This is a genomic window from Pseudomonas mohnii, assembly GCF_900105115.1.
Classification (GTDB): domain Bacteria; phylum Pseudomonadota; class Gammaproteobacteria; order Pseudomonadales; family Pseudomonadaceae; genus Aquipseudomonas; species Aquipseudomonas mohnii.
The window spans coordinates 5,941,741-5,962,450 of the sequence record NZ_FNRV01000001.1 but is presented as its reverse complement, the minus strand read 5'-3'; the positions used below and the strand labels follow the sequence as shown (position 1 = coordinate 5,962,450).

The following is a 20,710-nucleotide window of genomic DNA, read 5'->3' as shown; positions in this document are numbered from 1 at the left end:
GCGCAATCTTAAGCGAACCTGAAGACGACGTGATTTAACTTTTTTCTCACCTTCAGACTCCGTTAAGAAATGCTTCCGATACTCCTCCCAATCTTCCCCGGGAGGCGTCTTTCAATGCCCCATTCCTACTGGAACATCCCTTTGCCTCTGCAGTTCGGCCAAGCGGAAACACCGCAGATGAGCCTGGCCAGAGCGTTGCCGGATGACCCCCAGCGCAAATCGTTCGAAACCTATATCCAGCAACGTTTCCGCAAGGCCCACGGCGCCGACATCCGCCATTTCATGCCGGAGCTGTTCGGCATGAGCAATGACGCGGGTGAGCTCTGCGCAGTGGCCGGTGTGCGCCTGGCCAATGAAGGAGAGCTGTTTCTGGAGCGTTACCTGGACGAACCGATCGACCCGCTGATCAGCGCCGCGGCTGATCGCCCGGTGGAACGGGCCGGTATCGTCGAAGTGGGCAATCTGGCGGCCAGTGACACCGGCAGCGCACGAATGAGCATCATCGCCATCACCTACCTGCTGGCCATGGGTGGCCTGGAATGGGTGGCGTTTACCGGCAACATCGGCCTGGTCAACAGCTTCCACCGGCTCGGGCTGAAGCCAGTGACCCTGTGCGCCGCCGACCCGGCGCGACTGGGCGAGGACCGGCACAGTTGGGGCAGCTATTACGAGAGCAAGCCTTGGGTGCACGTCGGCAATATCCGCGCCGGATTCATTCATTTGCGCAATATCGGACTGTTCGGCCGCCTGGGCTTGCCGACATCCATGGAGGGGTTCAACCATGTCGCCTGAAATGCAACGATTCGACGGGATCCTGCGCCGTCACGCCGAAGAAAAAACCCTTGGCATCGCCTTGTGGGGCGATCAGTCGAAGCTGGACTACGCCACCCTCTACACCGAGGTGACGAGCCACCGACAGCGCCTGCGCGATGAGAACGTCAAGGTGGTCGCCTTGGCGCTGGACAATGGCGTCGAAGCGATGCTCTGGGACCTGGCCGCACTGTTTGAAGGCCTGACGTGCCTGACGTTGCCACCGTTCTTCAGCCCCGCCCAACGCAACCATTGTCTGGAGCAGAGCCAGGCCGAACTTGTGATCGCCGGGCCAGAGCTGGACAGCGACCTGCGAGCGAGCGGATATGAGCGCACCGGCGAGTTCTGGCGCCGCACCTTCAAGGGGCCCGACCGGATGCCCGAAGGCACCGCCAAGCTGACCTTCACGTCCGGCACCACCGGCACACCGAAAGGCGTCTGCCTGAGTGCCGAGAGCATTCTGCAGGTGGCCCGCGAACTGGAACTGGCCAGCCGGCCCAGCCAGCCGCAGCACCACCTGGCCCTGCTGCCGCTGGCCATCCTACTGGAAAATATCGGTTGTTATGCGGCGCTGTACGCGGGGGCGACCTTGAGCCTGCCCAGCCAGAAAACCCTGGGCATTCAGGGCGCCAGCGGCGTGGATGTACCGCGCTTGCTGGGGTGCCTGGCCGCCCGTGCACCGCAGAGTCTGATTCTGGTGCCGCAATTGCTGTTGATGCTGGTCAGCGCCGCCGAGCAGAAAGGCTTCGACCCACAACACCTGCGTTTTGCCGCGGTGGGTGGTGCGCGGGTCGCCACAGAGTTACTGCAGCGGGCGCAACGCGTGGGCATACCGGTCTACGAAGGCTACGGTCTGTCGGAGTGCGCGTCAGTGGTCTGCCTCAATCGGCCACAGGCATGCCGTCCCGGAAGCGTCGGCCGGCCCCTGCCCCATGTGCAGATTCGCCTGGCCGACGACGGTGAAGTGCTGATCAAGGGGTCGACGCTGCTCGGCTACCTGGGGGACGCGCCGCACACCGATCAATGGTGGTCCAGTGGCGATCTCGGCGAATTCGACGCCGAGGGCTTCCTTTACCTCAAGGGGCGCAAGAAGCATCAGTTCGTCACCAGCTTCGGTCGTAACGTGAACCCCGAGTGGGTCGAGGCCGAATTGACCCAACGTCGTCATATCGCCCAAGCGTTCGTCTACGGCGAAGCCATGCCCCACAACCATGCGTTGCTCTGGCCCCATCGCCCCGACTGCCCGGACGAGCAACTGGCCGCCGCCGTGGCCGAGGCCAACGCGGACTTGCCCGACTACGCCCAGGTCCATCACTGGACCCGCCTGGATCAACCCTTCACCCCGGCCAATGGCCTGCTGACCGCCAATGGCCGCCCCCGCCGCGACGCCATTGTCGAGCGGTACCGGGCACAACTGACCGAATCTGCGTTTTCAGAGGACACCGCATCATGAGTTTTTTTGACGCACTGCAAGAAGCCACCCACCAGGAACGCCATGAACTGTTCAACCTACCGGTCATTCGCGATGCCCTGGAGGGCAAGGTCAGCCTGGAAAGCTACCGGGCGTTCCTGACGCAAGCCTACTACCACGTTCGCCACACGGTGCCACTGATGATGGCCTGTGGCGCGCGCCTGCCCTCACGCCTGGAATGGCTGCGGCAAGCGGTGTGCGAGTACATCGAGGACGAATACGGCCACGAACAGTGGATCCTCAACGACATCGAAGTCTGCGGTGGCGACAAATCCGCCGTCCGCGACGGGCGCCCTTCGCTCCCCATCGAATTGATGGTGAGCTTTCTCTACGACCTGATTGCCCGGGGCAACCCGGTGGGTCTGTTCGGCATGGTCAACGTGCTGGAAGGCACCAGCATCGCCCTGGCCACCCACGCCGCCGGCAGTATTCGCGAGCGCCTGGACTTGCCGGAAAACGCCTTCAGCTACCTCAGTTCCCACGGTTCACTGGATATCGAGCACATGCAGACCTACCGTCGCTTGATGAACACGCTGGACGACCCGGACGATCAGGCCGCTGTCATTCACGCCTCCAAAGTGGTGTACAAGCTCTACGCCGACATGTTCCGCGGTTTGCCACGTGACGAGGAGAACACCCATGCGCCTGTCTGAAGCTCGTGTGGTATTGACCGGTGCCAGCGGCGGCATAGGCCTGGCCATCGCCACGGCCTTGTGCGACAGCGGCGCCCGGGTATTGGCCGTGGCCCGGCATCGACAACCGTTGGAACCGTTGCTCGAGCGTTACCCCAATAACCTGTGCTGGATCGCGGCTGACCTGACGTCGCTCGCGGACCGCAACGAAGTTCTGGCCGAGGCCGAAAGCATCGGGGGCATCAACCTGTTGATCAATGCCGCCGGGGTCAATCATTTCGCCATGCTCGAACAACTGGATGACAGCGAGATCAACGCGATGCTCGCGCTGAATATCGGAGCACCGATCTGCCTGACGAAAACCCTCTTGCCACTGCTCAAGCAGGCAACCAGCGCCATGGTGGTCAACGTCGGGTCAACCTACGGTTCCATCGGCTATCCCGGCTATGCCAGCTATTGCGCCACCAAGTTTGCGTTGCGCGGGTTTTCCGAAGCCCTGCGCCGGGAGCTGGCGGACACCCGGGTCAGTGTGCTCTACGTCGCCCCCCGTGCCACCCGCACCAGCATGAACAGCCCGGCGGCGCAGGCGCTCAACGATGCCCTGAAGTCCAACGTCGACGACCCGCAAACCGTGGCCGCCGCCGTGATTCACGCCATTGCCGGTGACCGTCGCGATCTGTACCTGGGCTGGCCGGAACGTTTTTTCGTGCGCCTCAACAGCTTGCTGCCCAATCTGGTGGACCGAGGCCTGCGCAAGCAATTACCACTGATCCGTAGCTTGAGTCAGAAGTCCGACAAGGAGAATCTCAAACCATGAACAAAATCGCCGCTTACCTGCTGCTGGGCGCCTTGAGCCAAAGTGCCTGGGCACTGGATGCCGCCGACGAGCAACGCCTGCTGGGTATTCAGCAAAACTGGGCACACATTCAGTACGAACTGCCCGAGGGCCAGCGAACCGCGGCTTTCGAAAAGCTTGCCGCCCAGGCCTCGACCTTCACCCAGGAGCGCCAGAGCGTCGCGGAAGCCTGGATCTGGTCCGGGATTGTCACCAGCAGTTGGGCCGGCGCCCAGGGCGGGCTTGGCGCGCTGAGCAAGGTCAAGGAGGCCAAAGTCGACCTGGAAAAAGCCCTGGCCCTGGACCCCAAGGCGCTGCAAGGCTCGGCCTACACCAGCCTTGCCGCGCTGTATGATCGCGTACCCGGCTGGCCGATCGGCTTCGGCGACGCGGACAAAGCCGAGCAGTTGCTCAAAACAGCGTTGCAACTGAACCCCAATGGCATCGACAGCCTGTACTTCTGGGGCGATCACCTTTACCGTCAAAAGCGTTACACCGAAGCCAAGGCAGCCTTGCAAAAAGCCCTGCAAGCGGCGCCCAGACCGGGCCGCGAAACCGCTGATGCCGGTCGTCGCAAGGAAATCGAGGCATTGCTGGTGGACGTGAATAAAAAACTCGGCTGACAGGAGTCCGTGTGCGCTTACTACTGGTTGAAGATGACGTGGCTCTGGGCGAAGGCATCCATCAGGCCCTGAGCCGTGAGGGCTACACGGTCGATTGGTTGCAGGACGGCAACAGCGCCTTGCATGCGTTGCTCAGTGAATCCTTCGATCTGGCGGTCCTCGACCTTGGCCTGCCGCGCATGGACGGCCTCGACGTGCTGCGACGGCTGCGGGACAGCGGCTCCAACCTGCCGGTGCTGATCCTCACCGCCCGCGATGCCACCGAGGACCGCATCGCCGGGCTGGATGCCGGGGCCGACGATTACCTGATCAAACCCTTCGACCTGGCCGAGCTCAAGGCCCGCCTTCGGGCCTTGTTGCGGCGTAGCGCCGGCCGCGCGCAGATGCTGATCGAACACGCCGGCATCAGCCTGAACCCCGGCACCCAGCAAGTCAGCTATAACGGCGAGCCGGTAGCCCTGACGCCCAAGGAATATCAACTGCTGCACGAACTGCTCTCGCCACCCGGCCGGGTGATCACCCGCGATCATCTGATGCAATTGCTGTACGGCTGGAACGAAGAAGCCGAAAGCAACACCCTGGAAGTGCACATCCATCACCTGCGCAAGAAATTCTCCACCGATCTGATCCGCACCATTCGTGGGGTCGGTTATTTGGTGGAGGAGCGTCGATGACTTCGATCCGGCGTCGCACCCTGACGCTGATCATTGGCCTGATGCTCACCGGTCTCGCCGTGATCAGCGTGCTCAACCTGCATGACAGCAACCATGAAATCGCCGAGGTCTATGACGCTCAACTGGCCCAGAACGCCCGGATGCTGCAGGGCGTAATGCGCATGCCGCTGGCCAGCAAGCAACACGCCGAGCTGTATCAGGCGTTCAACCAGGCCCTGAGCGAAGCGGAGCCAAAGGTCGATGGCCATCCCTATGAAACCAAAATCGCCTTCCAGGTCTGGAACCGCAAGGGCGAGGTGTTGGTGCACACCGCCAGCGCCCCCTCATTCACCGCCCCGCCCGCCACGCCGGGCTTCAGCGACGTGGTGGACCTGAACAACCGCCACTGGCGCGCCTTCCTGCTCGAAGACAAACAGAATGAGCTGCGGATCTGGGTCGGTGAGCGCGACGACGTACGCGCGGATCTGGTGGATCGCATCGTGCGTCACACCCTGTGGCCGAACATATTGGGGAGCCTGGTGCTCGCTGCGATGGTCTGGATGGCCATTGGCTGGGGCCTCAAGCCCTTGGCCGACATGGCAGAGACCCTGCGGGCACGCCACAGTGGCTCGCTCGAGCCTTTGCACCTGACGCCCCTGCCGAGCGAACTCGAACCGATGCAGGCGGCACTCAACCGCATGCTGGCGCAGATTCAGGAAGTGCTCGGCCGAGAGCGGCGCTTCATTGCCGATGCCGCCCATGAAATGCGCACGCCCCTGGCGGTGTTGCGGGTGCACGCGCAGAACCTGATGGAGGCCGGCACCGAAGAACAGCGGCGCGAATCCCTGGCGTTCCTGATCGCCGGCGTCGATCGTACCAGCCGCCTGGTCAACCAGCTGTTGACCATGGCCCGCCTTGAGCCAAAAAACCAGAAGCCGGCACTGCACGCTATCGACCTGACCGAAACCGTCCGTGACAGCCTGGTCCAGCTCACCCCCTGGTTGCTGAGCAGACACCTGGAGCTGGCCTTCGACGCCAGTGACCGCCCCTGCCAGGTCTTCGCCGACGCTGCCGCCATCGACATCGCGCTGAACAACCTGATCACCAATGCCGCGAACTTCTCCCCCGAGCATGGCGTCATTACCGTGCAGTTGAGTCAGGCCGATGGTTTCTACGCGCTGAGTGTTCTGGATCAGGGACCGGGTATCGACGAAGCGGATCGCGCACGTGTGTTCGAACGCTTCTACAGTCGTGGTAACGCCCAAGGCGCGGGACTGGGGCTGACAATCGTCAACACCATTGCCCATCGACTGGGTGGACGCATCACCCTGGTCAACCGACCTGAAGGCGGGTTGCAGGCAACCCTGACGATTCCGGATGCCCGGCCGATCAGTACTGCCTAGCGCCCCCTTGGGAGCCGTCCCTAAAGGGGGTTGGGGCCGAGCAACAAGCCCTGTTCCCGTTCACACAATTGCACCACGTAGTCCCACAACACGCGCAGCCGCACGGATTTGTGCAGCTCGCGGCGGGTGCTGATCCAGTAGCTGCGCTGGATGCTCTCCTCCGGCAGCAACGGCACCAGTCCGGGATCGGCGCTGGCCATGTAACACGGCAGCACCGCGATCCCCAGGCCCGCGCGCGCGGCCTGTTGCTGGGCGATGACGCTGGTGCTGTGGAACACCACCCGCGGGTTGCGGCAGAAGCTGTTGAGGAACATCAGTTCCTGGCTGAACAGCAAATCGTCGACGTAACCAATCCACGCATGCCGGCCCAGGTCTTCGCGGCTACGCAGCGCCGGCGAACGGTTGAGGTACTCCTGGCTGGCGTAAAGCGCCAGGCGATAGTCGGTGAGTTTGCGGGTCACCAGCATGTCGGCGGCCGGTCGTTCCAGGTGAATGCTGATTTCCGCCTCGCGGTTGAGGATGCTGACGAAACGGGGCACCGCCACCAGTTCCACCTCCAGCCCCGGATAGCGATCGAACAGGCCATTCATGCGGCTGGCCAGGAACATGATGCCCAGTCCTTCCGTGACCCCGACCCGGATCTTACCCAAGGGCGCCGTGGATTGGGTGATTTCCTCCTGGGCCAGCAGCGCGACGTTCTCCATGGCTTCGGCGTGCTTGAGCAGCGCCTCGCCGGCCGGTGTCAGCTCGTAACCCTGGGCATGCTGAACGAACAGCGCGGTGCCGAGGCTTTTTTCGATGGCCTCGATGTGCCGTGCCACGGTGGCGTGGGTCGTGTTCAAGCGTCGGGCTGCGGTCAACAAACGTCCGCTGCGCTGTAATTCGAGAAAAAACCGCAGGTCATTCCAGTCGAACATGAATCGTCCTTGTTTACAGGTGTTTAAAAACGCACAGCAGCTGCGTAAAAACTAACATTCTTTTGACGAAAGCTAACAACTAGGATGGATCAACAAGAACAACAACATGAGGTCAGGGATGCAGACTTCCCTTGATGAGTACGACTACATCGTGGTCGGTGCCGGGCCCGCCGGTTGTTTGCTGGCCAATCGGCTGTCGGCCAACCCGCAACACCGCGTACTGCTGCTCGAAGCCGGCGGCCGCGATAACTATGCGTGGATTCACATCCCGGTGGGTTACCTGTTCTGTATCGGCAACCCGCGCACCGACTGGTGCTTCAAGACCGAAGCCCAACCCGGCTTGCAGGGCCGCGCCCTGAGTTATCCACGCGGCAAAGTGCTCGGTGGCTGCTCCTCGATCAACGGCATGATCTACATGCGCGGCCAGGCGGGCGACTACGACAGCTGGGCTGCCGAGGGCAATCCGGGCTGGCGCTGGCAAGACGTCCTGCCGCTGTTCAAGAAAAGCGAAAGCCACTTTGCCGGCGACTCGGCGTTTCACAGTGGCGCCGGCGAGTGGCGGGTCGAACGCCAGCGCCTGTCGTGGCCGATTCTCGATGCCTTCCGCAGCGCCGCCGAGCAAAGCGGCATCGCCAGCATCGATGACTTCAACCAGGGCGACAACGAAGGCTGCGGCTACTTTCAGGTCAATCAAAAGGCCGGGGTCCGCTGGAATGCGGCCAAGGCGTTTCTCAAGCCCATCCGCCATCGCCCCAACCTGACCGTGCTGACCGGCGTCGAAGTCGACCGCGTGCTGTTGGACAATGGCCGCGCTGCAGCGGTCGTCGCTCGCTGGCAAGGCCAGGCCAGGACCTTCAAGGCTCGCAAGGAAATCGTCCTGAGCGCCGGTTCGGTCGGCTCGCCGAGCATCCTGCAGCGTTCCGGGATCGGCCCTCGCCCACTCCTGCAACGGCTGGGCATCGGCGTCGCGCACGAACTGGCCGGCGTCGGCGGCAACCTGCAGGATCACCTGCAATTGCGCCTGATCTACAAACTGCAAAATGCCCGCACCCTGAACCAGATCGCCGGCAGCCTGTGGGGCAAGATGGGCATGGGCCTGCGCTATCTGTATGACCGCAGCGGCCCGCTGTCGATGGCGCCCAGTCAGCTCGGCGCGTTCGCTCGTTCGGGGCCGGAGCAGACCTCGGCGAACCTGGAATATCACGTGCAACCGCTGTCGCTTGAGCGCTTCGGTGAACCGCTGCACGCCTTCCCCGCCTTCACCGCATCGGTCTGCGACCTGCGCCCGCAGAGTCGCGGCCGGGTGGAAATCCGCTCCGCCAACCCGCAGGACGCGCCGCTGATTCAACCCAACTACCTGAGCCATCCGGAAGATCTGCGCGTTGCCGCCGACGCCATCCGCCTGACCCGGCGCATCGTTGCCGCACCGGCCTTGAGGGCGTTCAAACCGGTGGAATATCTGCCCGGCGACCGCTTGCAAAGCGAAGAAGAGCTGCACGAAGCCGCCGCCCGGATCGGCACCACGATTTTCCACCCGGTCGGTACTTGCCGCATGGGCAATGACACGCACGCGGTGGTCGATGCCGAGCTGCGCGTGCACGGGATTCCAGGCCTGCGCATCGCCGACGCCTCGATCATGCCGCGCATCACCTCGGGCAATACCTGTTCGCCCACGCTGATGATCGCCGAGAAAGCGGCACAACTGATCCTCAACCCCAACACAAGGAGCATCACCGAGACAAAGGAACGGGTCACACACCCGTGAACCCACACGAACACTGTAGGAGCGAGCCTGCTCGCGATGGTCGTCAACGATAACGCTGACAACCTGACACCCATGTGCGCTCTCAAGTTCATCGTCGGAACGCCGCCCGGAGCAGGCTCGCTCCTACGGAAACGCGTACATCCGATACATCGAAGTAGCGGCGCCCGCCCACAAAGCCGGCGTCGACAGTGGAACAACAAAAACAATCACTGTGAGGGATACCGATATGTCAGAACACGTTCAGCCCCTGGAAAGCTTACGCAGCGCGCGTACCAGCCAGGACACCCAGAAAGTCATCTTCGCCTCCTCGCTCGGGACAGTCTTCGAGTGGTATGACTTTTTCCTCTATGGCGCCCTCGCGGCGGTAATCAGCAAGCAGTTCTTCGCCGGGGTCAACGACACCACGGCGTTCATCTTCGCCCTGATGGCCTTCGCCGCCGGCTTCATCGTGAGGCCGTTCGGCGCCCTGGTGTTCGGTCGGTTGGGGGACATGATCGGACGCAAGTACACCTTCCTCGCCACCATCGTCCTCATGGGCCTGGCGACCTTCTGCGTCGGGCTGCTACCGAACTACGCGAGCATCGGCATCGCCGCGCCGATCATCCTCGTGGTGCTGCGCATGCTTCAGGGCCTGGCCCTGGGCGGCGAGTACGGCGGCGCCGCGACCTACGTCGCAGAGCACGCGCCCATCGGCAAACGCGGCTTCCACACCAGCTGGATTCAGTCCACCGCCACCCTTGGCCTGCTGTTGTCGCTGCTGGTGGTGCTCGGTTGCCGTTACTTCACGGGCGATCAGTTCGAAGTCTGGGGCTGGCGCATCCCGTTCCTGTTCTCGATCATCCTGCTCGGCATCTCGACCTGGATTCGCCTGAGCCTGCACGAGTCGCCGGCCTTCGTGAAAATGAAAGAGGAAGGCAAGCTCTGCAAGTCGCCGATCCGCGACTCCTTCGGCAAATGGGAAAACCTCAAGGTCGTGCTCGTCGCCCTGTTCAGCATCAACGCCGGGCAAGCCGTGACCTTCTACGCCGCGCAGTTCTATGTGCTGTTCTTCCTCACCCAGTTCTTGAAAATGGACCCTGCCGTCGCCAACGGCCTGCTGATTGTCAGCGTGACCCTGGGTGCGCCGTTCTTCATCTTCTTCGGCTGGCTGTCGGACAAGGTCGGGCGCAAACCGGTGCTGATGATCGGCCTGCTGCTGGCCACCGCGCTGTACTTCCCGATCTTCAAGACCCTGGCCCACTACGCCAACCCCGCCATCGACCTGGCCAGCCGTCAGGCACCGATCACCGTGCTGGCCGACCCGGCCACCTGCACCTTTCAGTTCGACCCGGTGGGCAAGGCGAAATTCGACAGCCCGTGCGACAAGGTCAAAACCTTCCTGGTCAAACAGGGCTTGCCCTATACCAGCGCCGTGGCGCCGGCCGGCAGCACTGTGCAGGTCAGCGTTGGCGACGTGAAGATCGACGGGTTTGACGAAGCGGCATTGCGCGGCGCCGTTACCCTCGCCGGGTATCCGCAGCAAGCCGACCTGCAGCAGATCAACAAACCGATGATCGTCGCGCTGATCGTGGCGCTAATCATCATTTCCGCAATGTGCTACGGGCCGCTGGCGGCGCTGATGGTCGAACTGTTCCCGACGCGCATCCGCTACACCTCGATGTCCCTGCCCTACCACATCGGCAACGGCTGGTTCGGCGGCTTCCTGCCGACGGTGTCGTTCGCGTTGGTGGTGTACACCGGGGACATTTTCTACGGGCTCTGGTACCCGGTGGTGATCACCGGCGTCAGCCTGGTGGTGGGGTTGATCTGTTTGCGCGAGACCCGCAACGTCGACCTGCACAAAAATTAAGGGAAGACCTTAACTAACGGTAGGAGCGAGCCTGCTCGCGATGGTGTATCAGTTGTCATCGTGTTGACTGACATATCATCGCGAGCAGGCTCGCTCCTACCGGTATTGCGAACATCACTCGTCGAGCTCGACCACCTCGAATGTCACCTGGTCCGGATAGAACGCCACATACCCGCGAATCTGCTCCACCGACACCTTGGGATTTTCGTAACTCCATACCGCATTAGCCCCTTCATGCCCCGGCACCTGCAAACTGAAATAGCTGGCATCGCCCTTGTAAGGGCAATAGCTGGTGTGATCGGTGCGGGCGTAATACTGCTCGTCGATGTCCTCCCGCGGCACGTAATACACCGGCGGATAATTGGCCTCCAGCAACACCAGCGCGCGCGAGGACGCGGCCACCTGGATACCGTGGAACTTCACCAGCAGACAGCCGGGTTGCTCGGCGATGGTGATGACAGGACTGGGACCGGTGCTTTTCATGGCGTTCGTTCCTCATGACGATGATTGACCCTGTGGAAGCGTGGCTTGCCCGCGACGGGCTGCCCGGCAGCCCCATAACCTGAGACCACGATTTATCAGGTATAACCCAAATTCCGCACTCACGGCCGCCTTGCAGCCGAACGGATCAGGCAAACCATTGCAACGCACAAACTGTACATCCATACAGATAAAGATTGCCCCCGCGTCCATCTCCCGCCATTCTGTGCACCTCTCCGGGCACTGATCGACGATGGTGGTTATGCGGCTGTACCTCTGTGAAAAACCTTCCCAGGCCAAAGACATTGCGGCTGTGCTCGGTGCCAGGCGCCGTGGCGATGGCTGCTGGCTGGGAACGGACGTCACGGTGACCTGGTGCATCGGCCATCTGCTGGAAACCGCGCCGCCGGACGCCTACGACGCGCGCTACAAGCGTTGGGTGCTGGCGGACCTGCCGATCATTCCGGACAAATGGAAAATGACCGTCAAACCGCGCACGGCCAGTCAGTACAAGGCCGTCAAACGCCTGCTCGGCGAAGCCGACGAACTGATCATCGCCACCGACGCCGACCGTGAAGGCGAGATGATCGCCCGGGAACTGGTGGAGCATTGCCGTTATCGCGGGCCGATCCGCCGCTTATGGCTGTCGGCGCTGGACGACGCCTCGATCCGCAAGGCCCTCGCCACGCTCAAGCCGGGGGCGGAAACCTTCAGCCTTTACCATTCGGCGCTGGGGCGTTCCCGGGCCGACTGGCTGATCGGCATGAACATGAGCCGGCTGTTCACCCTGCTCGGCCGCCAGTCCGGCTATCAGGGCGTGTTGCCGGTCGGTCGGGTACAAACGCCGACCTTGCGCCTGGTGGTGGATCGCGACCGCAGCATCGCCAACTTCGTACCGGTCGCCTACTGGGCCATCGATGTCCAGCTGCTGCACGACGGCACCGCGTTCACCGCGCAATGGCGGGCCGCCTCCGAGGTTTGCGACGATCAGGATCGCTGCCTGAATCAGGCGCTGGCCCAACAAGCGGCAGCTGCGATGACAGGTGCAGCGAGCGCCCGGGTGATCAAGCTGCGCACCGAACGCATGCGCGAGGTGGCGCCGCTGCCGTTCGACCTGGGCACCTTGCAGGAAGTCTGTTCGAAGAAGCTCGGGCTTGGCGCCCAGGAAACCCTCGACATCGCCCAGGCGCTCTATGAAACCCATAAAGTCATCACCTACCCGCGCAGTGACTGCGGCTATTTGCCCCTCAGTCAGCACAGCGAAGCGCCGGGTATCCTGGCGGCGCTGCGTCAGGCCGACCCCGCGCTGAACGCCTTGCACGACCACCTTGAGCCCCAGCGGCGCTCACGGGCCTGGAACGATGCCAAGGTCAGCGCGCACCACGGCATCATCCCCACCGCTGCCGCGAAGAACCTCGAAAAACTGGCGGGCAAACAACGCGCGGTCTACACCCTGATCCGCGCACGCTACCTTGCACAATTCCTGCCCAATCACGAATACGACCGGACCCAGGCCGACTTCGACTGCGCCGGTGAAGCCTTGCGTGCCGTTGGCAAGCAGATCGTCGAGCCCGGCTGGAAACGTGCGTTGCCCGAAGCCCTTGCCCCGGCCAAGGGCCGTGAAGCACCGGCGCCGCAAACACTGCCCAACCTCAAGGAAGGCATTGATTGCGCAGTGGCCAACGTGCAGCTCAAGGACCTGTGGACGCAACCACCCAAACCGTTCACCGAAGGCGATCTGATCAAGGCGATGAAGAACGTGGCCAAACTGGTGGAAGATCCGCTGCTCAAGCAAAAACTCAAGGACACCACCGGCATCGGCACCGAAGCGACCCGCGCCTCGATCATCCAGGGCCTGCTCGACCGTGGGTACCTGGTCAAGAACGGCAAGGCGCTGGCCGCCACCCCCGCCGCTTTCAGCCTGATCGACGCAGTCCCGCGGGCGATTGCCGATCCGGGCACCACGGCCATCTGGGAACAGGCGCTGGACATGGTGCAAAGCGGCGAAATGAGCCTTGAAGAATTCGTCACCAAACAAGCCGCCTGGATGAGCAAGCAGGTCAGCCGTTGTGCCGGCCTGAGCCTGACCATCAGCGGCCCGGCCAGCCCCGCCGGACGTGGCGCGACACCGTGGAAAAACAAGCGCAAGCCGGCCAAGCATAAAGCAACGGCGGGCAGCAAGCGGACAGCAAAACCGGCGTGACAGCGCCGTTTTTCATGGGGTTTGACGAACACCGGGGCCCCGCCGTTGTAAGGGTGTTCACTTGAGCAAGCGGCGCACGCTCAGAGTGTCATGATCGGCCGCAGCAGTGCCTGCCCTTCGTAGAGCGCCGACAGATAACGCTCGCGCATGTCCTCGATGGTCATGCGCGACGCGTGCGTGGTGAGTGTGAGCGTCGCCTGCAACCGCCCTTCCCGATCGATCAGCGGCACGCTCAAAACCCGCATGCCCACTTCATATTCCTGATCCACCAGTACGTAACCCCGCTCCGCGGCCAAGGCTATTTCGCTGCGGATCTGCGCTTCGTCGGTCAGGGTGTAAGGCGTGATGGCCCGTGGCCGATTGCGCGCGAAATAGGCGGCAAGTGCCTCTTCGGCAAGGCTCGCCAGCCACAGCCGACCGCTGCAGGTGCAATACATCGGTACCCTCGAACCCGGGCGAATCGACATCGAAGTGATGTGGCTGTAGCGGCTGCGCACCACATGCACAATGTCATCGCCGTCACGCACGCCTACCGACACGTGCTCCTGAGTGGTTCGCGCCACCTGCTCGACGATGGGCCGCAGCATGCGCGGCAATACCGCTGAATCGACATAGGCCTGGCCGATGCGCAAGGTCTTGGCGGTCAGCCAGTAATAGCGGCCGTCGGTTTGCGCAAAGTCATCATGCACCAGCGTCAGCAGAAAACGCCGGGCGGCGCTCTGGGTCATGTCGGCCATGCGCGCCACTTCCGGCACGCTCAAGCGCGGATGCTCCTGGGAAAACAGCTGCAACAGCGCCAGGCCTTTTTGCAGGCCGACGATCAAATCCCGCGAATGGATGGTGGGTTGTTTCATCGATTCGGCCTCTTTATCACGCAAAAACTGCGATTATCGCACTCTCATTGCGATTATCAACGTATTCGTCCCAGGCTGTGATTGTTCGTCTTGTGGCCCGCTTGCAGTATCGGCCCCACAACACAGCCAATAAGCGGGTACATCTCATGATTCAGGGTTCGACTGAATTGGTCGCCATCGTCGGCTCACCGATCGCCCAGGTGAAATCGCCGGAAAACTTCAATCGCTGGTTCGCCGACCACCAGCAAAACGTTGCGATGCTGGCCATCGACCTCGCACCGACCGCCTTGCAGAACTTCATCCAGACCCTGCGCGGCTGGCAAAACATGCGCGGTTGCGTGGTGACCGTCCCTTACAAACAACTGTTGGCCAGCCGCCTGGACAGCCTCAGCGAACGTTCGGCGGCCCTGCGCTCGGTCAATGTCATCCGCCGCGAGGCCGACGGGCGGCTGGTGGGCGATATCGTCGACGGCGAAGGCTTTCTCAATGCCGCGCGCAAACACGCGTTCAATCCCAAGGACAAGCAGGCGCTGGTGATCGGCACGGGCGGCGTCGGCAGCGCGATTGCCTATTCGTTGTGCCAGGCCGGCGTCAGCCACCTGGTCATCAGCGACCTGAGCCAGGAGCGCGTCGAAGTGCTGGGCGAGCTTTTGCGCAGCGCCTTCCCGGAGATTGTGGTCAGCGCCAATCCGCTCACCCTGAAGCACTTTGATCTGGTGGTGAACGCTTCACCGGTTGGCATGGGCGCGGCTACCGATGACGGCCCGATGCCGTTGCCGAATGCGCTGATGGAAACCTTGAGCGCCACCGCCCTGGTGGCCGATGTCGTGACTTCGCCGCAGGTCACGCCCTTTCTCGCCTGCGCCCGACGCATGGGCTGCGCGATTCAGACCGGGCCGGAAATGGCCCTGGCGCAACTGGGCAACCTCGGTCATTTCATGGGCGTGACGCCGCTGGACATCTGAACCTCCAGCCACGTCCTCAACAGGCACTAGACAATGAACACGACGACTTCCCTGCCCTCTGACAACGCCGACCTGACCTATGACGTGATTGTCCTGGGCAGCGGCGCGGCCGGCTTCGCCGCCGCCGTGACGGCCAGCTGCCGAGGCCTCAAGGTCTTGCTGGTGGAAAAGACCGAGGCCTTTGGCGGTACGTCGGCGATTTCCGGTGGCGCGGTCTGGCTGCACGATACCGATCAGGCCCGGGCCGCCGGGCATCACCTGCCCGCCGAGCAGATGCGCCGTTACCTCAAGGAGGTCATCGGCGCCGGCTACAACCCGGAGCTGATCGACGCCTTTATCGAACAGGGTCGCGAAGCCCTGCACTACCTGGAAACCCACAGCGAACTGAGTTACAGCCTGCGGCCGCTGTCGCCCGACTATTACCCCAACCTGCCCGGCGGCACACAAACCGGCCGAGCGCTGGAAATCGACGAATACGATGGGCGTCGGCTGGGCGAGCATTTCAAGCACCTGAAACGGCCACCGGACGGCATGCTGCTGTTCGGCGGCATGATGGTCAATCGTGTCGATATCCAACACTTCCTCAGTTTCAAGCGCTCGGCAAAATCCCTCTGGCATTGCCTCAAACTGATGGGGCGCTACGCCGTCGACCGGCTCAGCCATCCACGCGGCACCCGCCTGACCGTGGGCAATGCCTTGATCGCGCGCCTGGCCAGCACCGCCTTCGCCAATGGCGTCGACCTCTGGCTGCAAGCGTCGGCGGAGTCGTTGATCGTTGAACAGGGAACGGTCAAAGGCGTGCGAATTGCCTGGCGCGACGCGACCCGTGTGGTGTGGGCGCGCGGCGGCGTCGTGTTGGCCACGGGTGGTTTTGCCGCTGGCGACCAAGCCGCCGGGCAGCGGCCGGCCACCGACTCGGAGCACTGGACCATGTCACCGCCGGCCAACGTCGGTGACGGACATCGCCTGGCCGAGTCGGTCAACGCGGCCATCGGCGACCACCTCTCGGCGAACTTCTTCTGGGCGCCGGTCTCGGTGCTGCACAAGGCCGATGGCAGCGTCGAACGCTTTCCGCACCTGGTCACCGACCGCGCCAAGCCGGGTGTGATTGCGGTCAACCGCGCCGGGCGCCGTTTCGTCAATGAGTCCGACTCCTACCACTGTTTCGTCGAGGGCATGTTCGCCAACGGCGGCGCCAATGCACCCTGCTGGCTGATCTGCGACAGCGACGCCATGAACAACTACGGCATGGGACTGGCCCGTCCACGGCCGGTCGACAACAGCGCACTGATTGACGCCGGTTACCTGCTGCGCGCCGACAGCCTTGCCGAACTGGCCCGGATCGCCGGCATTGATGCGCCCGCCCTGGTGCAGACCCTGGCGCAATACAACGCCGATGCCGAACAAGGCGTCGACCGCCAGTTCGGCAAGGGCAGCACGGCCTACAACCGGTACATGGGGGACCCGCTGCACCAGCCCAATCCGTGCCTCAAGCCGTTGCACAAGGCGCCGTTCTACGCCGTCCGTTTGTTGACCGGCGACCTTGGCTCGGCCCGCGGGCTGGTCACCAACGGCAAGGCCAGGGTGCTGGATCGCAGCGGCGCACCGATTCCCGGCTTGTACGCCGCCGGCAACGAAATGAATTCGATCATGGACGGCACCTACCCCGGTCCCGGCATCACCCTGGGCCCCGGCATCACCTTCGGTTACCTCGCCGCCAGCGACATCGCCGGCCGGCTCGATCAACACCCCACACAACCATCCCGCACTGGAGAACAGCATGTATTACGAACTGCGCACCTACACGATTAAACCGACCAGGCTCGGCGACTGGCTGTCCCTGTACAAAAGCGCCGCACTGGCCGTCCAGCAAGAGCACCTGGGCAACCTGATCGGTTTCTTCACCACTGAAATCGGCGAAGCCAATCAAGTGGTGCACATCTGGGGCTACACCAGCCTTGACGATCGCATGGCCCGCCGCAACGCCATGGCGGCCGATCCGCGCTGGCAAGAGTTCGCACGACAGAACAAGGAACTGGACGCCGTGGTGACCCTGGAATCACGACTGCTGCGCCCGACAGACTTCTCCCCCCTCAAGTAAACCCGGTCGCGCCGCTTCGATGTTCGAAGCGGCCCTCATCCTTTCTCGCGGTAATCCCCATGCACATCAGCAATCCCCTGCTTTGTGACGTTCTGGTCATTGGCTCCGGCGCCTCCGGCCTGGCGACGGCGGTGACCGCCGCTGAACTCGGTCTGGATGTCATCGTGGTGGAAAAAGAGCCGCAACTGGGCGGCACCAGCGCCTGGTCCGGCGGCTGGCTGTGGATCCCGCGCAATCCGCTGGCCATCGCCGACGGCATCGTCGAAGACCCTGAACAAGCACGCATTTATCTGCGTCGGGAACTGCACAACGAAGCGCTCGACGCGCGTGTAGAGATGTTCCTCGAACAAGGGCCGAAGATGGTCGAATTTTTTCAGCGCCATACCGAGGTGCAGTTTTTCTCCGGCAGCAAGATGCCGGACTTTCACGCCAGCGAAGGCCACGCCAAAGGGGGGCGCTCGGTCTGCGCACAACCCTTCGACGGTCGTCGACTCGGGCCCTGGATCAACAAGCTGCGACGCCCGCTCGACCTCATCAGCCTGTATGGAATGGGCATCGCCGGCGGCACCGACCTCAATCATTTCCTCAATGCCCGGCGCTCGCCGTCTTCGCTGCTTTACAGCGCCAGGCGGGTGTTGCGTCATACCCGCGACCTGCTGCGGCATGGTCGAGGCATGCACCTGGTCAATGGCAATGCCCTGGTCGCCCGCCTGCTCAAAAGCGCAGTGGACCGCCAGGTGCGCCTGTTCACTGAAACCCCCGTGCGCACGCTGCTACGCGAGGGCGACCGGGTAGTGGGCGCGCGTGTTGAATCCGCAGGGCAACGGATCGATGTTCGCGCCCGGCGAGGTGTGGTGCTGGCTTGTGGTGGCTTCCCCCACGATCAGCGGCGCATCGCGCAGTTGTTCAAACACGCGCCCAATGGCACCGAACATTTGAGCGCGGCGCCCAAGGGTAATACCGGTGACGGGCTGCGCCTGGGCGAAAGCGTGGGTGGATGCGTTGCAACCGGATTGCCCCATGCCGCTGCGTGGGCACCGGTATCCCGGGTGCCACGGGAGGACGGTGGTTTCAGTGGTTTTCCCCACCTGATGGAACGGGCCAAACCCGGTTTCATCGCCGTGCGTCAGGATGGTCGGCGCTTCGTCAACGAGGCCGACTCCTACCACGACTATATGTGCGCGTTGTTCAAAGCCTCAGGTGCGCAAGAAGCTCCGGTGTCCTGGCTGATCTGCGATCACCGCGCCCAGCGCCGCTATGGGCTGGGCTGGTCGAAACCCTTTCCGTTTCCGACAGCGCCCCATGTACGCGGCGGCTACCTGTTCAAAGCCCGGACCTTGAGTGAACTGGCACGCCAATGCGGTATCGACGCGCAACAACTCGAAGCCACCGTCAATGCCTTCAACCAGGGTGCGGAGCAAGGTCGAGACCCGCTGTTTCAGCGTGGAGAGTCGCTGTACAACAAAGCGCAGGGGGAAGCGCTGCACGAGCCGAACCCGTCCTTGGGCAGCCTGCGCGAAGGGCCTTTCTATGCCGTGAAACTGGTCCCCGGCAGCCTCGGCACCTTCGCCGGCCTGAACACCGACGCCTGCGCCCGCGCCCTCGATGAACACGGCACGCCGATCCCAGGGCTGTTTGCCGTGGGCAATGACATGAACAGCATCATGAACGGGTACTACCCAAGCGGCGGCATCACCCTGGGACCAGGCATGACGTTTGGGTACATCGCAGGAAAAACACTGGCCGGTCTGCCAGCGCAGGCATAAGGCACCTCCGGCTTGTCGAGGCGGATATCCGACGCGTCTACAAGCCGGGCACACTCCGAAACAAAGACAACATCATGCCCTTTCTGTCGCCCATTGCCCCTGAGAGATCACCCAAGGCTGTACCGCTTCAGACTGGCCGGGCAAACGCCCGGCAAACAAACCCAAGGGATGCTTTTCAGGCAACCATCAGAAAAACGCCTGAATACCGGTCTGCGCACGACCGAGGATCAGCGCATGCACATCGTGGGTGCCTTCGTAGGTATTGACCACCTCCAGATTGACCAGATGACGGGCCACGCCAAATTCGTCACTGATGCCGTTACCGCCCAACATATCCCGCGCCAGGCGCGCGATCTCCAGCGACTTGCCGCAGCTGTTGCGCTTCATGATCGAAGTGATTTCAACCGCGGCCGTGCCTTCGTCCTTCATCCGCCCCAGGCGCAGGCAACCTTGCAAGGCCAGGGTTATTTCGGTCTGCATGTCCGCCAGCTTCTTCTGGATCAACTGGTTGGCAGCCAACGGGCGGCCAAACTGGATGCGATCCAGCACGTACTGGCGCGCAGTGTGCCAACAATCTTCAGCCGCACCGAGCGCGCCCCAGGCGATCCCGTAGCGTGCCGAGTTCAGGCAGGTGAACGGGCCGCGCAGACCGCGCACTTCAGGGAAAGCGTTCTCTTCAGGGCAGAACACGTTATCCATGACGATTTCGCCGGTAATCGATGCACGCAGCCCGACCTTGCCATGGATCACCGGCGCGCTCAGGCCCTGCCAGCCTTTCTCCAGGACGAAGCCGCGAATCTGCCCTTCATCGTCTTTGGCCCAGACCACGAAGACATCGGCGATCGGGCTGTTGGTGATCCACATCTTGTTCCCGGTGAGGCGGTAGCCGCCTTCGACTTTTCTTGCCCGGGTAATCATCGAGCCCGGATCGGAGCCGTGGTTCGGTTCGGTCAGGCCGAAGCAACCGATGTAATGACCGCTGGCCAGCTTCGGCAGGTACTTCTGTTTGGTGGCTTCGTTACCGAACTCATTGATCGGCACCATGACCAGCGAGGACTGCACGCTCATCATTGAACGGTAGCCAGAGTCCACGCGCTCGACTTCCCGAGCGATCAGGCCATAGCACACAGCGTTCAGGCCGCTGCCGCCGTAGGCTTGCGGAAGAGTGGCACCGAGCAGGCCTGTTTCGCCCATCTCGCGAAAGATGGCCGGGTCGGTCTGCTCATGACGAAAAGCCTCCAGCACCCGTGGTGCCAGCTTATCGGCGGCGAACTGCCGGGCACTGTCGCGCACCATGCGCTCTTCTTCGGTGAGTTGCTGGTCCAGCAGCAGCGGGTCGATCCAGTTGAAACTTGCCTTGTTCGCCATGGGTGATTTCTCCGG

General features: G+C 62.8%; 18 protein-coding genes. 14 read left to right on the top strand and 4 right to left on the bottom strand.

All coding sequences use genetic code 11. The annotated features are described in order from the left end of the window. Positions 1–114 precede the first annotated feature (114 nt). Genes BLV61_RS27870 through BLV61_RS27840 form a run of 7 tightly spaced genes read left to right on the top strand, consistent with a single transcriptional unit; the run spans position 115 to position 6,427 of the window. Positions 115–792 carry a thermostable hemolysin gene (locus tag BLV61_RS27870; protein WP_047528145.1) on the top strand — a complete coding sequence of 226 codons (678 nt, stop codon included), beginning with the start codon at positions 115–117 and terminating at the stop codon, positions 790–792. After that, positions 782–2,263 carry an AMP-binding protein gene (locus tag BLV61_RS27865; protein ID WP_090468803.1) on the top strand — a complete coding sequence of 494 codons (1,482 nt, stop codon included), beginning with the start codon at positions 782–784 and terminating at the stop codon, positions 2,261–2,263. Before BLV61_RS27870 ends, BLV61_RS27865 begins: the two co-directional genes overlap by 11 nt. Further along, positions 2,260–2,934 (top strand): iron-containing redox enzyme family protein, encoded by a 675-nt coding sequence (locus BLV61_RS27860; RefSeq protein WP_090468801.1) that lies wholly within the window; start codon positions 2,260–2,262, stop codon positions 2,932–2,934. Before BLV61_RS27865 ends, BLV61_RS27860 begins: the two co-directional genes overlap by 4 nt. After that, positions 2,921–3,730 (top strand): SDR family oxidoreductase, encoded by an 810-nt coding sequence (locus BLV61_RS27855; protein ID WP_090468799.1) that lies wholly within the window; start codon positions 2,921–2,923, stop codon positions 3,728–3,730. The genes BLV61_RS27860 and BLV61_RS27855 overlap by 14 nt, the downstream gene beginning before the upstream one ends. After that, a complete protein-coding gene (locus BLV61_RS27850) occupies positions 3,727–4,371 on the top strand; it encodes a tetratricopeptide repeat protein (protein WP_047528138.1) in 645 nt (214 codons plus the stop codon). The genes BLV61_RS27855 and BLV61_RS27850 overlap by 4 nt, the downstream gene beginning before the upstream one ends. Before the next feature lie 11 nt (positions 4,372–4,382). Continuing rightward, positions 4,383–5,045, top strand: coding sequence for a response regulator (locus BLV61_RS27845; protein ID WP_047528136.1), 663 nt, complete (start codon positions 4,383–4,385; stop codon positions 5,043–5,045). Beyond that, positions 5,042–6,427: an ATP-binding protein gene (locus BLV61_RS27840; protein WP_090468797.1), complete on the top strand. Its 1,386-nt coding sequence runs from the start codon at positions 5,042–5,044 to the stop codon at positions 6,425–6,427. Before BLV61_RS27845 ends, BLV61_RS27840 begins: the two co-directional genes overlap by 4 nt. Before the next feature lie 20 nt (positions 6,428–6,447). Here the strand turns inward: BLV61_RS27840 and BLV61_RS27835 are convergent, their stop codons facing one another. Then, positions 6,448–7,344 carry a LysR family transcriptional regulator gene (locus BLV61_RS27835; RefSeq protein ID WP_090468795.1) on the bottom strand — a complete coding sequence of 299 codons (897 nt, stop codon included), beginning with the start codon at positions 7,342–7,344 and terminating at the stop codon, positions 6,448–6,450. A gap of 118 nt (positions 7,345–7,462) precedes the next feature. On the opposite strand from BLV61_RS27835, the gene BLV61_RS27830 reads away from it, so the two are divergent. Then, positions 7,463–9,109, top strand: a complete 1,647-nt coding sequence (locus tag BLV61_RS27830) for a GMC family oxidoreductase (protein WP_090468793.1) — start codon at positions 7,463–7,465, stop codon at positions 9,107–9,109. 226 nt (positions 9,110–9,335) lie between these two features. Next, positions 9,336–10,958 carry an MFS transporter gene (locus BLV61_RS27825; RefSeq protein WP_090468791.1) on the top strand — a complete coding sequence of 541 codons (1,623 nt, stop codon included), beginning with the start codon at positions 9,336–9,338 and terminating at the stop codon, positions 10,956–10,958. A 114-nt stretch (positions 10,959–11,072) separates the two neighbouring features. Here the strand turns inward: BLV61_RS27825 and BLV61_RS27820 are convergent, their stop codons facing one another. Next, complete coding sequence (locus BLV61_RS27820) at positions 11,073–11,441, bottom strand: DUF427 domain-containing protein (RefSeq protein ID WP_090468789.1); 369 nt, start codon at positions 11,439–11,441, stop codon at positions 11,073–11,075. Positions 11,442–11,700: 259 nt separating this feature from the next. Between BLV61_RS27820 and BLV61_RS27815 the strand changes: the two genes are divergently transcribed. Beyond that, the gene (locus BLV61_RS27815) at positions 11,701–13,641 is read left to right on the top strand and encodes a DNA topoisomerase III (RefSeq protein ID WP_090470006.1); all 1,941 of its coding nucleotides are present in this window, start codon (positions 11,701–11,703) and stop codon (positions 13,639–13,641) included. An 80-nt stretch (positions 13,642–13,721) separates the two neighbouring features. On the opposite strand, the gene BLV61_RS27810 is transcribed toward BLV61_RS27815, so the two are convergent. After that, a complete protein-coding gene (locus BLV61_RS27810; RefSeq protein WP_090468787.1) occupies positions 13,722–14,495 on the bottom strand; it encodes an IclR family transcriptional regulator domain-containing protein in 774 nt (257 codons plus the stop codon). A gap of 146 nt (positions 14,496–14,641) precedes the next feature. Here BLV61_RS27810 and BLV61_RS27805 point away from each other — a divergent pair, with 146 nt between their 5' ends. The 4 genes from BLV61_RS27805 to BLV61_RS27790 are packed head-to-tail and all read left to right on the top strand — an operon-like array spanning position 14,642 to position 19,327. After that, complete coding sequence (locus tag BLV61_RS27805) at positions 14,642–15,460, top strand: shikimate dehydrogenase family protein (protein ID WP_047528125.1); 819 nt, start codon at positions 14,642–14,644, stop codon at positions 15,458–15,460. A 33-nt stretch (positions 15,461–15,493) separates the two neighbouring features. Next, the gene (locus BLV61_RS27800) at positions 15,494–17,272 is read left to right on the top strand and encodes an FAD-dependent oxidoreductase (RefSeq protein WP_090468785.1); all 1,779 of its coding nucleotides are present in this window, start codon (positions 15,494–15,496) and stop codon (positions 17,270–17,272) included. Further along, positions 17,241–17,561 (top strand): NIPSNAP family protein, encoded by a 321-nt coding sequence (locus BLV61_RS27795; protein WP_090468783.1) that lies wholly within the window; start codon positions 17,241–17,243, stop codon positions 17,559–17,561. Before BLV61_RS27800 ends, BLV61_RS27795 begins: the two co-directional genes overlap by 32 nt. 59 nt (positions 17,562–17,620) lie before the next feature. Further along, complete coding sequence (locus tag BLV61_RS27790; RefSeq protein WP_090468781.1) at positions 17,621–19,327, top strand: FAD-dependent oxidoreductase; 1,707 nt, start codon at positions 17,621–17,623, stop codon at positions 19,325–19,327. 186 nt (positions 19,328–19,513) lie between these two features. On the opposite strand, the gene BLV61_RS27785 is transcribed toward BLV61_RS27790, so the two are convergent. Further along, positions 19,514–20,695 carry an acyl-CoA dehydrogenase gene (locus tag BLV61_RS27785; RefSeq protein WP_090468779.1) on the bottom strand — a complete coding sequence of 394 codons (1,182 nt, stop codon included), beginning with the start codon at positions 20,693–20,695 and terminating at the stop codon, positions 19,514–19,516. Between the last annotated feature and the right edge of the window lie 15 nt (positions 20,696–20,710).